Consider the following 14,273-nt stretch of genomic DNA (forward strand, 5'->3'; position numbering starts at 1 on the left):
TATCATGTGTGCTGTTTACAGAATTTACTGCGGCTTGTGAATAATAATAAGTTTTGGCATTACGGCTGGTATTATTGGAGTAGTATGCAAGCGCGAAATAGATATAGTGTAGTTTTTTATAGCCTGTAAGTTGGTATTCCTTAAGTATTTTAAGCATTTCAGCCTCAGCATCCGGCTTTACCTGGTTTAAATGAATTATTGCAATATTTCGCTTGGCCATGAGGGTTAGGTCGGTAAGACCTAACTTTTTACTTATTACACCGGCGCGCCTGGCAAAATCGATGGACTTATTATTATTGTAGCTGTCATTACCATCAGTGCGGTACCAGGAATAGAAACTTAGCTGAAGTAGGAGCTTCGCTTTTGTGGTGTCGTCCGCAATAGTTAAAAGTCGTTCGGTGGAGTCGGGGGTAGCTGTTAAGAAATTTAATTGTCCAAGCAATAATAGGGCATCAGCTTTGCGGGCCTGATTGTTGGATGCGATACTTTCATGCAGTGCCTGTTGCTCATATCGCCGCGATATGTTAAGATCGGCAGGTTTTCTTAGTGGTAAATTCAAATAAAGATTACCGAGGTTATTCAAAACCTTTATGTGTGCATCTCCCGGAGGTGTTGAGCGCAACTGTTTAAGTAAACCGGGAAGCTGATCTGCCGAAACAGGTGTGAGAGCAGGATAATATTGCGAATATGACTTTAAAGGAAATAAGCAAAAGAAGGCCAGGATAAATGTTATAAGCGATAACCCTGATCGCTTATGAATAGGGTGGCCGGTATGTATTTCCTTCTCTGCAAACATTGTTCTAACGTTAAATGATACCGGCCTAAAACGAAAAATTATACTGTTTTTTTGTTTTAGAGCGGCAAAATATTCCTTTATTGTTGGCATTGAGGGTGATATAACGTTTGCCGGAAACAGGAAAGCATTAGCGCGTAATTTTATTGAAAATAAGAATCTGCGCTATCTGTCTAATTCATCAACCAGCTGATCAAATCAAAATACCGCGGTAAAAGTAATGACTAAACAATACAAAGTCTTTACCTGGTATAACGGAGTATACTATATTTAAGAGAGAATAAAACAAAATGACGTAGTCATGTAAATCTCCCGGGTTAGAAAATCAAATAAATTATAAACCTGTTTTGTGATGTTTTACATGGAGGCTAAATGAAGCAACCTCCTTGTAAATCACAAGGAGGCTGGAGTTTATGCCGCTTAAAAACGAGTTGACAACGTAATACCTCTTAGTTTTACCGTACTGATTTGAAAGCCGCACGGATTTCTTCGGCCAGTAACTGCGGTTGTTCCCAGGCCGCAAAGTGGCCGCCTTTGTTTACTTCATTAAAGTAGATCAGGTTGTGATAGCAGCGCTCGGCCCAGGTTTTTGGTGCCTGGTAGATCTCGCCCGGGAAAACGGTAATGGCAACTGGAGTTGAAATGTCCCTGGCATTGAAGTTGTTGGAGTGGTCTTCCCAATAGATCTGTGCTGCCGATGTTGCGCTGTTGGTTAGCCAGTATAATGAAATATCGTCAAGCATTTCGTCGCGGGTAAGCACTTTTTCAGGCTCGCCGCCGCTGTACGTCCATTGAACTATTTTGTCATACATCCAGGCTGCCTGACCAACAGGCGAATCTGCCAGGGCATAACCCACAGTTTGAGGCCGCGTTACCATCATGGCAGAGTAGCCGCAATTGTTCTTGTAGAAATCGTTCAGTGATTCATAGGCTGCCTTTTCTTTAACAGATAGACCGGCAGGAGCGTTATCTCCATTGGTTAAATGCGCGGCTATTTCCGCAGGTACAGTTGCAGGCATATTGATGTGAATAGCCAATAGCCCAGGTACATGTTGGATAGCCATACGCTGAGATATCACAGAACCGCAGTCGCCGCCTTGTGATACAAATTTTTTATATCCTAAACGGTTCATTAACTCACCCCACGCGCGGGCAATATGGTCTGAATCCCAGCCTGTGCTTGTCGGTTTTCCTGAAAAGCCAAAGCCCGGTAATGATGGGATCACCACATCAAATGCATCTTCAGCTTTACCGCCATAAGCAGTAGGATTAGTTAGCGGATCGATAACTTTCAATAATTCAAATATAGATCCGGGCCAGCCATGGGTTATGATCAACGGCAATGCTTTAGGATTTTTTGAGCGTACATGTATGAACTGGATATCGAGCCCGTCGATATTGGTTACAAACATGGGCAGGGCGTTCAATTTAGCCTCGCCTTTGCGCCAGTCATAATCAGTTGCCCAGTACTTCACTAATTCTTGTAACTTACCCTGGCGTAGGCCCTGCGATTGGTCGTTTACCGTTTCCCGGCCCGGCCACCTGGTGGCAAGCAGGCGTTTTTTCAGATCGGCCAGTTCCTCATCAGCAATATGCACATGAAACGGTCGAATGCTTTTATCATTTTCTTTAACAGCAGAACTGGTTTGTGCCTGGCCTTGTAAAGTTAACAGCCCCAGGGAGCCACTGATAAATACCGATAGCAGTGTAGTTTTTAGGTTTTTCATAGTAATATTAAATTTTAATAATTACCCGAAAGTATCTTTTTGATACATCTGCCGCCATCTATAAATAGCTTAACCAGACAAATTAGATGCTGGTTTAGACATTTTAATGGTACCGGTTATTGTGCCGGATATGTCCAGTCTGAGTTTGTAGGAGAAGATTTCGGTAGCATGGTTTTACTATGCTGAAGGCGACTATGTTTGGATATCGCCTGTTGGGTTACAGCGATATCCAAGACATAATAAAATTAAAAAGTGCTCTGAAACGCAGTGATAATGACAGATAGAGCAGGGGAGATAGCCATAAAGAAGAGTTATTACTCTTTTTCAAGAATATAACGCCAGGTTACCGCACTCAAAATACTACCTAAAATAGGAGCTGAAATAAATAGCCATAACTGACTTATTGCTGGTCCACCGGTAAACAGAGCAGGGCCAATACTCCGGGCCGGGTTTACAGATACACCAGTTACAGGTATGCCTACAATATGAATTAGAACCAGGCTTAAACCTATTGATAAGCCGGCAAACCCTCCATGTATGTTTTTGGTGGACGTAGCGCCAAATATCACCAGCAGAAATATAAAAGTAAATATCGTTTCGGCTATAAAGCCGGCCAATAAGCTATAATGGCCTGGCGACGCTTCACCATAGCCATTTTGCCCCAGTCCGTTGGCTATAACGTTGTAATCTTGTTTACCGGACGCAATCAGTAACAAAACGGCTGCCCCGGCAATTGCGCCCAGAACCTGGGCTATGATGTACGAAACAGCTTCCTTGCCCGTCATCCTCCCGGCTACAACCATACCTATAGTTATTGCCGGGTTGATATGGCAGCCCGATATATGACCGATAGCATAGGCCATTGCCACTACCGATAGGCCGAAGGCAAAAGCTATCCCCAATAAACCAACTCCGGTTGTACCATTGGCCCCCGCAATTACCGCGCTGCCACAGCCCATTAATACAAGTACCATGGTACCCAGAAATTCGGCAAAAAACTTTGACTGTAAATTTGGTTTCATTTGTAACAGTTTATGATTGTGATAGTTCTTCAGGGATTGCAGGTGCAAATAAAATTAAATTGCAGGTGCCTGTTTAATCGGTTCGATAAAATGCCGATTTCGACCGACAGAAAGTAAATAACAGGAGATGACTTTTAATTCCTTCAGGAAACACCTATGGTAGAGGCTATGCCTGGTGCTTTAGGCAAAGCATAGTAAAAAGTAGTTCCCTCACCAATTGTCGATTCGGCCCATATCCTGCCATTCATTTGTGTTATCATATCATGGCAAATGCTCATAGCCATTCCGGCCCCTTTTAAAAGCCCGCTTGCAGCAGGATCGGTATCGTTTAAATGAAACAACTCCTGAATTTGGGAGGCAGACATGCCATTACCCTGATCGGTAAAAGCTACTGTGATCCAGTTCTCATCTTCGCTACAGGTTACACCAATTATGCCTCCTTCAGGAGAATATTTGGTGGCGTTGCTCAACACATTCCTGTTGATGAACTGGATCATTTCTTTATGCGCATAGATCACCTGACGCTCCGGAACTATATTGTACAATATAATATGCTTATTGAGCTGATCGTATAGGTATAGGGCGTTGGCTTCATGAATAAGATCTTGAAGTAACAGTGGTTCGGTTTTGATTACAAAATCTTTGCTGGCAGATTTTGCCCAGTAAAGTAAGCCATTCAGTAAGTCCATACTTTTGGACGCGGTGTTGCGGAGATCTTCAAACAGTAAGTGAATTTCGCCCTCAGATAACGCTTTATTGGTGTGCTTGATCATATCTGCCGTCATAACAAGCGTAGCAAAAGGCTGCCGGAGATCATGAGCCAAAATGGCGATCATTGTTTTGTTGAAATTATCCTTTAATTCTGGTTCCTTAGTTCTCATATTTACGCAGATAGTAACATAGCTGATCTATCAATAAGATCAATTCATCAGCAAAGAAAAATATGTTAAAACAGCAAAAAAAAACTTTCGACAGACTGGTTATTATGGCAGACGGAACAGTTGTTACATCAGACCAATAGTAAGGCTAAATTTGGGTTGTATAAATAAAATAATGGGAGCGTTTATAGCCATTGATGCGCAAATTTTCTAAACTCTTCCTTAAACTGTTCTGTTATCGGAATGGTTATTTTACGTATTTTGATGGTGTTTTTGGTAAGCGAATCTATTTTATCGATAGAAATGATAAACGAACGGTGCACCCTTATAAAGCCATTGGCAGGTAGTTTTTCTTCCACGGCCTTCATAGTGGCAAGTGCTTTTACATATCCTAAATCGCCGGTTAAATAAACTTTTACATAATCTTTAAAGCCCTCTACGTACAATATATCTTTCAAATAGATCCGCACCATTTCGTACTCCACTTTTAAGAAAATAAACTCATTGGGGAGGTAATTTTCTGTATGTACAGCAGGTTTCTCTTTTTCTGTAAAATATGTTTTTGCTTTATAGGCCGATTTTAAAAACTCTTCATATACAACAGGCTTAAGCAAGTAATCAAGTGCATTTACTTTATACCCTTCTAATGCGAACCTTTCATAGCCGCTGATGAAAATGATACGCGGTGCATTGGCACCGTGGGTAGCTTGCAGCATCCTTGCAAATTCCATCCCGCTCATTTCGGGCATGTCGATATCCATAAATATAAGCTGGATATCCTGCGTTTCCATTGCTGAAAGCGCTTGCGCTGCTGACTGGTAGTAGGTGAGTAAATTTAAAAATGGAATCTGGCTTATCAATACTCTTAAATGAGTAATTGCAAATTCGTCGTCGTCTACAATGATACAATTTATTGACATCGATAAATTTTTAAACAATAATGGGTCGGCAAAATAAACTCCAATCTTTCGTCAGAAGCATATAAACATGCCTTTGACGAAAGGCACTATCAGGCAATTAAACGGCAAAAATTTCCTGTCAATTTGCGATGGTGTTGGTAATGTCAAATATAGCTATATATTGAAAGGAAATCAAAAATAAGCTTTCTACACAATGACTATTTCAGCTTCTAAAGCCTGAAATATTATTCGTTTATTTCAATTGCCGAAATAACTTTTCTGAGGAGCTCGGCCTCTGTAAAAGGTTTCTCAATAGCGCTTGTGAAATTTTGTTTCAACTTTTGTTCATATGCGGAGGTTAATTCATCTGAGCAGATGGCAATAACCGGTGGTTTCTTTAGCAGTGCTTTTGACTCCTTTAAACTGATAACAAATTTCACCGCTTCTACCTCGGATGCCGCCAAATCAACCAACACCACATTTATCGTTTGTTCGGCCAGTATTTTTAAAGCAGCTTTCCCGTCCAATGCCTGGTAGAAATTAATATTCCACTTGCTTGTAAGCATTTTAAGAAAAGTTAAGCTGAGCTCATTATGATCAACAGCCAATATATTCAACCCATTTAATTTCGATGTTGAATTATCGGTAGCTTCTTCCGCCATTTCAGCTACAATCTTTTTGTATGGTATAAAGAAACTAAAAGTGCTTCCGGCATTTTCCTTGCTTTCCACGCTTATCTCTCCTCCCTGCAATTGTACAAGTTGTTTACAGATATAAAGCCCCAGGCCGGTACCGGTTTGTCCTTTAGCCGAGTTTGTCTGATAATATTTAGAAAAAAGCCGCCCTTGCTGCTGTATACTAATGCCGGGGCCGGAATCCTTAATGCTTATCTGCAGCCTGCTGGCGCCGTTTATCTCCGTGAGATTTGTAGTGATGCTGACTCCTCCAACCTGGGTGTATTTTATGGCGTTACTTAATAAATTGATCATGATTTGCTTAAGCCTGAAGCTATCACCGAGTACCATAGCCGCTTTATCGCCTTCAAAGTTATAATCTAAACTCAGGTTCTTTTTAGTGGCGCTGAACTCCATACTTTCAACTAATTGATTGAGTACAAGTTGGGGATTGAAGGGTTCAGCAATGATCTTAAATTCGCTCGTTTCCATTTTGGCGGCATCAAGTGTGTCATTCAGGGTGTGTAACAACATATCCGACGAAAGCCTGATGGAATTAAGCATCTCTATTTGCTTTGTTGAGAGATTTGAGCGACTGAAAATATATAAAAAGCCATTTATGGCGGTAAGAGGGTTACGTACTTCATGGCTCATATGCAATAAAAGGTTCATCTTTTGTTGAGCCATACCAACAGACCGTTCATTCTCATGAAGTAAATAAGTTTCTGCACGGTTGAGGTTAATAATAAACATAATGAGCAGCGCAGCAAATACCAGCACAAAGAAGAGTGATGCGAGATAAAACTTATTGAACAATGAAGTGGTTTCGCGATAACTCTTAAGTGCGTTTTCTTTAAGTTCGTTAACCAGGCTTGTGTTGATATTATTTATTTCGGTGATGATTCTTTCCAGTTCGCTATTAATGTGCATGTTAAGCACGATCATTTGCTTTTGGGTGGTAAATAACTTAGAGTTACGTTGCTGTAATTGCTGCAGCTTTTTACTGTAGATATCCTTTTCACGACTGGATATCCGCCTGTTTACCGAGTCTATTATTTTGTTGGTTCTGTTGGAGTTTATTACCGTTACATTAGCAACTCCGGCGTTGGAGTTTTTATTGGCAATAGCATCCTTTATCCTTCCGAAAAAGCCCTTTTTATTTACCTGTCCGTCAGTTTTTATTGTATCACTGGTTCTAAGTTTCTTGCCTTTTCTTCTGGATGTGGTGGTGTACACCTTATCATCATTAACAGGATTTACACCTGATGAGGCGGTTAAAAGAGAATCAAAACTATGCTTCAATACATACAAATTAGCCGAAAGCTTTAATTTCCTTACATATAAGTTTTTAACTTTTGCCCGTTGCTGCTCTGTCAGTTTTGCTGTATCTATATTGTCTTTAAGCAGGCTATCAATAAGGGTGAATGATTGTGCAAGCTTGACCTTGTACGCATCGTTTTTTAAACCATCGGATGTTAAAAGCGAAGCCTGAAAATCATCCTCGGCTTCGTGAAGCAATAGTAACGCCCTTTGCGATTTGGCCTGATCATATTCAAGGTTCAGGGTTAGCCTGGATAATGCGTTTAACTTGTTAGAAACAGAGCTATTTACAAACAGGGCTACAATGGCAAGGGTTATAATCAGTGCTATAAATGCAAGCAATATTTTCCGCGAAATGCTTTTAATATTACTGGAAGTCAATTCATTTTTATAAAACATGGTATTTATTTATTCTAATTTCCCAGGCGATGCCGCCATAGCGTTTTTTGTGAGTTAATAATTTGCCGCTATGTTCTGCAATCATTTTTTCGGAATTGATCAGACCTTCATACCCGGCAGGGAAAGGGTTTGTGTTACTATAAGTTTGCAGTTTCCTTTTTTCAATAGTCGGCAATCGTTCGTCTGTGATGATCAAGCTTGAAAAATAATTTCCTTCAACGCCAGAAATAGCTATGTCACTGTCATGCTTTCCTGCCCCAATAATGTAGTTTATAATGTTTACAAATGCTGTCTCTAATATAAAACGATCGTAAAATATAATTTTAGGAAAATCCGGTTTAAAATACAACCGGATATTTTTTTGAGCGAGGCGAGGTTTTAAATTCTGGTAATGCGTGGTTAAAAAAGGTTCAAGATCAATCAACTCTGGTTGAAAGGCAAAAGTACCCCTTTCAATTTCAGTGCGATGCAGCGCTGTATTAAGCAGGTTTGTGGCATAATCAACATGACGCCCCAGGTCATAAATTATTCTTTCAAATTGTTCTCTTTCTATATCGGTGTGTTGATTGGATAAGTTATCCAACAATATTTTTATGTGGGACAGCGGATCCCGTATATCATATTTTACCATCGAAAGCAGTAAGTTTTTTTGCTGAACAGTTTTGCTCAGCTGATTATTTTGTCTTTCCAGTTCGTCGATATTTAAAAAAGTGAATACAGTTAAATTATCTATTTGAGTTTCATAGATATCATACCAGTTATAAGATCCGTCTGCGCAACAAACTTTAGTCTCCAGGTGAAAGAATGATCGGCCATACTTTGCTGCGATGTTCCGTCTTTTATCGCGGCAATTCATGATCTCATTTTGATAGTCTGGATCTGGATATGCTTTCTGAAACCAATCTTGCAGATCGCGAAGCTCATCGTTTGTGTAGCCTATCCCGGCAACGAAGGCACGGTTGCAGTATAAATTTTGATTCTCCAGTGCCGAATTATTAATGATTATAACAGGTGTAATCATAATATTCGCAATTTTAAAGAAACTGTCTGCGGTTGTGATCTTTTCCAAGGATAGAAGGTTTAAGTAAATATTTTATTGTTGCAAAAGCAAACAGTAATAAAGCTATACTTTGAAATTTCGCTCTTGCGCCGACGTTAAAATACGGTAACGGGGTTTGAGACATTTCGCGCAGAAATATCTCTTGATTGGAAGGAAAAATAACAGATTGCGCCCAAACCAATTTCGTGGCATTTTATAATGGAAGGGTTGTGAACACCTTCTGCAGTGCATAAAGGGCTTATCATTGTAACTCATAAATTCAAATAATGCCTTTTCAGGCTGTGTATCAAATGCAAAAAGACTAATTGTGAAACTTTGGGGAATGGCCCCATTACCCGCCATCGACCATATGATCATTGAGGCTTTCAGTTATCCGGCGAATTTTAGTCCTGGTTTTTCTTTTTGCTTAATGTCGTTCAGCACAATTACCAAACAGTTCAATTAATTGTATATCATTATCTCGCAAGAGGTGCCGGTTGTAGGTGAGCTTGATATCCTCAATCCGCCTCTATGCCGTTCTAAGATCTCTTTTGCACTAATAAGCCCAAGGCCGAAACCGCCAGCAATATCCCGGCCGGCGTTTTGTTGATCATTTTGGTGTTCCATGGTATCAATTTGTTCTGCGGTCATTCCGTTTCCTGGATTAGTTATGATCAAACTGGAATACTTTTCACGATATCTGGATGAAATCTTAATTACACCGTTTTTAGGTGTGTGTGTTATAGCGTTATCAATTACATTTCTAAAAATTATATCAAGCACAAACGGGTCGTAATAGATGATGGCGGGCCCCGGAATTTCAAAGATCAGATTGATTTGCTGATCGTTTAGTACCCTGTTAAATATGTGCCTGCAATTGTTTAAAAAATCTCTCAGTTTAATTTCTTCAGGTTTAAATGTAAATACCTCCCTTTGGCTCTCCATGCGCAACCGGGTAGGAGCTACCATGTTTAGCAGGTAACTCAACTGATCAGTTAATGCCGAAGCTATTTCGCAGATCCTGCCTTTGTTTAAATAGTTCATTTGGTAACCATCCAGGATTGCTTTAAGGTTACTTAATGGAGATCGTACCTCATGTGTGAGTACAGAAAGCAGCAGCGTTTTTTGCTGTATTACATTAACCAGCTTCTCATTTTTCTCTTTTATCCTGCTGATATTAAGCAACGTGATCATTTTTAATGACCCTACAGCAACACTATGAAACTCGTACCATTTATATGAATCGTCGGCGCAATATATCCTTGCTGCCAAGCTAAAATGATGATTGCCGTTTGCTTTTGCTGTTGTTTTTTTATTGTTCCAGGCAGTCTGTATTTCCTCCCGGTAAACCGGATCAGGATATACTGTTCGCCACCATGTTGCATGATTGGGAATGTCATCTATATCATACCCAACCTCGTTATAAAAAGCGCTGTTAAAGTAAAGTCTGCTAATATCCACCCTTTCGTCATCAATGATAACGGGAGTAATAACCTGATCTATAGCTTTAAGAAAGGTATTCCTATTTATATTATTCATAAAAGATTATGTGAAACCGGCCTGGGTTCTTATGCAATATTTCATATTTAAATAAATCTTATCTTGATATTTAATCAACCCGAAATAAGGAAATACTTCAATTACATTCAGCAAAAACGACAGACAGGGAAAAACAGGCGATGAAATAAAGGAAACATCGGATAAAAAAACAGTTGTGTTGTGCTTATGGTTTATTTAGTATGATATGCCTCAAACTTTTGTTGTTTTCGAGCATTGTACGAGCCATAAATACTTTTGCATGCGATGGCCGAGCCGGATGCTTTTTGAAAAACAGGCATTTAACGATAGTATTTGCCCGTTCAACGAATCTCCGCTCGAAAGCCCTTCGGTACATCTTATTTTAGTTTCATCAAATTTTAAGAGAAAAACATCCAGGAAGAAATCCTTGAGCTATAAATTCAGAAAGAGTACAATTTTAGATCAGAAATTTGCGATTCAAATGAAAAAGTTACTGAACACCAGTCTTAAGCTCCTTCTCATTACAGCCATCTTTATTGGTCTGCAGGGGAGGGTACTGGTACGGTATGCCGGGTTCTTTCAAAAGGGGAAAACGGAATTTTCTTCTTTCAAAGGTGCGCATGGCGTACAGATCCGGGCTGGCATCGTTCACTGTAAGTTGCAATGCTATACGCAGCATTTCGATGCGCTCGATATCCCATATGTTCCTTCTATAAACTTCCGGTTTCTGCCATTTATCATAGCCGTAAGCCGGAATATTCCGTTTCAGGAAAAGCTTGATCTGGCCGAGCACGTCAGACTCCTGCCCTTAAGGGGGCCTCCCATTCAATAATTTCTCATCCTTCCTATTGGCCTTTACCCGCTTATTGCCGGGTAACGAGCGCAATTAGTCTGAAAACTTATTCACGGCTTATAAAGCCTATTGATCACATTTTAATAATTTTTTCATGAAAGCGTTTAACAAACTGCTCATGACCTGCATTTTATTTGCAGTTGGGCTACCCATTGCCTGCGCTCAGGGTAGTGACCCGGTATTAACGCTGCCCGCAGCATTGCAAACCGCACTGGCAGGGCAGCAACTTATCAAAGCTAAAGCAAACTATGCCAATGCATCTTCACAAGGGATAACATCTGCTAAAAGGGATGGCCTGCCTGATGTGACCTTTTCCGCACAACAGGCTTATGGTACAATTAATGGGTTAAACGGGCTTGCTTCCGGTATACCCGGCAACATAGCCATTACATCGGGTCCGGTTTCGGGCTCACAAAACTGGAACGCCGCTTTTGCCGCTTTTTACTCATCGAACATTAACTGGAACCTCTTTTCATTTGGCCTTCAAAAGGCACATGTTGCTGATGCCCGCGGCACATACAACGTGGATGCCGCAGACCTCAAACAAACCACATTTGAGCTGCAAACCAAAGTAGCAGGAGCATATCTTAACCTGCTTGCTGCCCAGCGGCTGCACTATTCTATGAATGTGAATTTGTGGCGGGTATCGCAGTTGAGAGATGTGATTTTGGCGCGAACCCAAAATGGCCTTAATGCCGGTGTGGACAGCTCAATAGCTAATGCAGAATTGGCAAAAGCCCGCATAGCTGTAACTGATGCAATTACATTTGAGCAGGCAAAGGCCAGGGAGTTGGCCATGCAAATGGGCGTTACCCATCAGGAATTTACTTTAGACAGCAGTTTCGTTTCCGCAATTCCAGCTCAGCTGCCTGCCGGACCAGTTTATGATATCAGCGCCCACCCTTTACTTGATTATTACAGCAAACGGGTAATGAGCAGCGACCTTACCGCAGCATATCTTTCAAAAACGAGGCTGCCCAAGGTTACGTTGTTTGGAGCCTTCCAGGAAAGGGGATCGGGATTTGGTACAGGTTACAGCGCAGGCAACCTGTCTGATTTCAGCGGCAACTATCTCAATGGTATTGATCCGGTAAGGGGCAATTACCTTGTTGGTATAGGCATTACATGGAATATTACTGATATGAGCCGGGTTAGCTCCCGGCTGAAGAGCCAGCGGTATTATTCGGAAGGGTTAACCAATGAGTACCATTACCAGGAAACCAACCTGACTAATCAGCTTGAGGAAGCAAACAAACAGCTGGTAAATACCCTGCAAAAATATAAAGAAACGCCCATCCAGCTAAAAGCTGCCAACGATGCTTATCAACAAAAAAAGATGCTTTATACAAACGGGCTCGCCAACATTGTTGATGTAACTCAAACACTGTATAACCTTAACCGGGCCGAAACAGATCAAGACCTGGCAAGTAATTCGGTATGGCAATCCCTGCTTTATATAGCGGCTTCAACGGGCGATTTAACCCTTTTCTTAAACCAGATCAAATAAAGTCATGAACCTCATTTCAAGTTCTTTAAGAAAACCTATAACCGTTATGGTAGTGGTGATAGGCATTGTTCTGGCAGGTATCATCGCTGCAAAGAATATTAACATTGATATTTTCCCCAATCTTAATTTACCTACCATTTATGTTTCACAGCCTTACGGCGGGATGTCGCCGCAGCAAATGGAAGGTTTTGTATCCACCAATTACCAAAACCTTTACCTCTATGTAAGCGGTATCAAATCGGTAGAAACAAATAATATCCAGGGCCTGAGCCTTCTAAAACTAAGTTTTTACGACGGCACAAATATGGCCCAGGCCGCGGCCGAAGTAACCTCGCTCACCAACCGGGCGTTTGCAGAGATGCCGCCGGGTACGCCACCACCTATTATTATCCGGTTTGATGCCTCTACCTTACCAGTAGGGCAGTTAACGATCAGCAGCCCGAAACGCACCAATAATGAGCTCCAGGATCTGGCCAGCACCTATGTGCGGCCAAACTTTTCAAAAATTCCTGGTTTAACCTCGCCTCCGCCGATTGGGGGTAATGCACGTACTGTTGTTATCCAGGTAAACCCTGATCTGATGCGCAGTCACAATTTGACGCCCGACCAGATCACGGCCGCAGTAAAAGACAATAACCATATTTCGCCGGCAGGTACAATTAACATAGCTAATACATCATATTTAACGCCCTCAAATTCGGTGCTGCAGCATGTAAAAGACTTTGAGAATATTCCCCTACAATATCAAAACGGCGCAACGCTGTATTTAAAAGATGTAGCTACCATTTTGGACGGCGCCGATATTACCAGCGGCTTCGCTTATATCAACGGAAAGCGTTCTATTTATATCCCGGTAATTAAAAGTTCCAGTGCATCAACGTGGTCTGTGGTTCAGGATTTGAAGAAAGCGATACCAGCTATGCAAAGCCTGTTGCCGCCGGATGTAAGCCTGAAGTTTGAGTTCGACGAATCCGTTTATGTAATTAATGCGGTGAAGAGCCTGATCAGTGAAGGCGTTACCGGAGCTATACTGGCGGGATTAATGGTGCTGATTTTTTTGGGTGATAAGAGAAGCGCTTTTATAGTTGTTGTTAATATTCCGCTATCGGTTATTATCGGCACGCTGGCCCTAAAACTTTTTGGACAAACACTAAATATCATGACCCTTAGCGGACTGGCCCTTGCTATTGGTATTTTGGTTGATGAATCTACAGTTACCATTGAAAATATCCACCGGCATATGGAAATGGGTAAAGCCAAAGCCCGCGCTATTGCTGATGCCTGCGAGGAAATTGCTTTACCAAAACTGCTGATCGTATTGTGTATCCTGGCTGTGTTTGTGCCGGCTTTTTTTATGACAGGCGTTCCACAAGGTATGTTTTTACCCTTATCAATGGCTGTGGGCTTTTCTATGATCGCTGCATTTTTATTGTCGCAAACCTTGGTGCCGGTATTATCTAACTGGATTTTAAAAGTACCGGAACCCAAAACGGCTGCTGATTTAGAGAAAGAAAAGAATAGCCGATTTGAGCATTTCAAATCAGGCTGTTTGAAAATCACTAACTGGATGATGAACCGCAGCAAAGTGAGTGTAATACTTTATGTCATTATATCGTTCGTTATAATCGGTTTTAGCGCCACCTG

11 protein-coding genes are annotated in these 14,273 nt (G+C 41.2%); 2 read left to right on the forward strand and 9 right to left on the reverse strand.

Features of this window, described 5'->3' with window-relative positions:
- The 9 genes from VF500_RS02345 to VF500_RS02385 all read right to left on the reverse strand — a co-directional run.
- On the reverse strand, positions 1–796 hold a 796-nt coding region (locus VF500_RS02345), incomplete at its 3' end, for a hypothetical protein (RefSeq protein WP_330858137.1).
- 452 nt (positions 797–1,248) lie between these two features.
- Positions 1,249–2,520: an epoxide hydrolase family protein gene (locus tag VF500_RS02350; protein ID WP_330858138.1), complete on the reverse strand. Its 1,272-nt coding sequence runs from the start codon at positions 2,518–2,520 to the stop codon at positions 1,249–1,251.
- 314 nt (positions 2,521–2,834) lie between these two features.
- A complete protein-coding gene (gene aqpZ, locus VF500_RS02355; protein ID WP_330858139.1) occupies positions 2,835–3,542 on the reverse strand; it encodes an aquaporin Z in 708 nt (235 codons plus the stop codon).
- A 143-nt stretch (positions 3,543–3,685) separates the two neighbouring features.
- The gene (locus tag VF500_RS02360; protein WP_330858140.1) at positions 3,686–4,423 is read right to left on the reverse strand and encodes a HAMP domain-containing sensor histidine kinase; all 738 of its coding nucleotides are present in this window, start codon (positions 4,421–4,423) and stop codon (positions 3,686–3,688) included.
- Between the two features lie 182 nt (positions 4,424–4,605).
- Positions 4,606–5,340, reverse strand: a complete 735-nt coding sequence (locus tag VF500_RS02365) for a LytTR family DNA-binding domain-containing protein (protein WP_330858141.1) — start codon at positions 5,338–5,340, stop codon at positions 4,606–4,608.
- A 224-nt stretch (positions 5,341–5,564) separates the two neighbouring features.
- Positions 5,565–7,712: a hybrid sensor histidine kinase/response regulator gene (locus VF500_RS02370; RefSeq protein WP_330858142.1), complete on the reverse strand. Its 2,148-nt coding sequence runs from the start codon at positions 7,710–7,712 to the stop codon at positions 5,565–5,567.
- The gene (locus VF500_RS02375) at positions 7,702–8,781 is read right to left on the reverse strand and encodes a hypothetical protein (RefSeq protein ID WP_330858143.1); all 1,080 of its coding nucleotides are present in this window, start codon (positions 8,779–8,781) and stop codon (positions 7,702–7,704) included. Before VF500_RS02375 ends, VF500_RS02370 begins: the two co-directional genes overlap by 11 nt.
- A gap of 432 nt (positions 8,782–9,213) precedes the next feature.
- Positions 9,214–10,290, reverse strand: coding sequence for a PAS domain-containing sensor histidine kinase (locus tag VF500_RS02380; protein ID WP_330858144.1), 1,077 nt, complete (start codon positions 10,288–10,290; stop codon positions 9,214–9,216).
- Between the two features lie 469 nt (positions 10,291–10,759).
- Complete coding sequence (locus VF500_RS02385) at positions 10,760–11,062, reverse strand: hypothetical protein (protein WP_330858145.1); 303 nt, start codon at positions 11,060–11,062, stop codon at positions 10,760–10,762.
- 154 nt (positions 11,063–11,216) lie between these two features.
- Between VF500_RS02385 and VF500_RS02390 the strand changes: the two genes are divergently transcribed.
- Entirely contained in the window at positions 11,217–12,629 is a 1,413-nt protein-coding gene (locus VF500_RS02390) for a TolC family protein (RefSeq protein ID WP_330858146.1), read from the forward strand.
- A 4-nt stretch (positions 12,630–12,633) separates the two neighbouring features.
- A partial coding sequence (locus tag VF500_RS02395) for an efflux RND transporter permease subunit (protein ID WP_330858147.1) occupies positions 12,634–14,273 on the forward strand: 1,640 nt, incomplete at its 3' end.

Source organism: Mucilaginibacter sp. (genome assembly GCF_036383575.1).
GTDB lineage: Bacteria > Bacteroidota > Bacteroidia > Sphingobacteriales > Sphingobacteriaceae > Mucilaginibacter.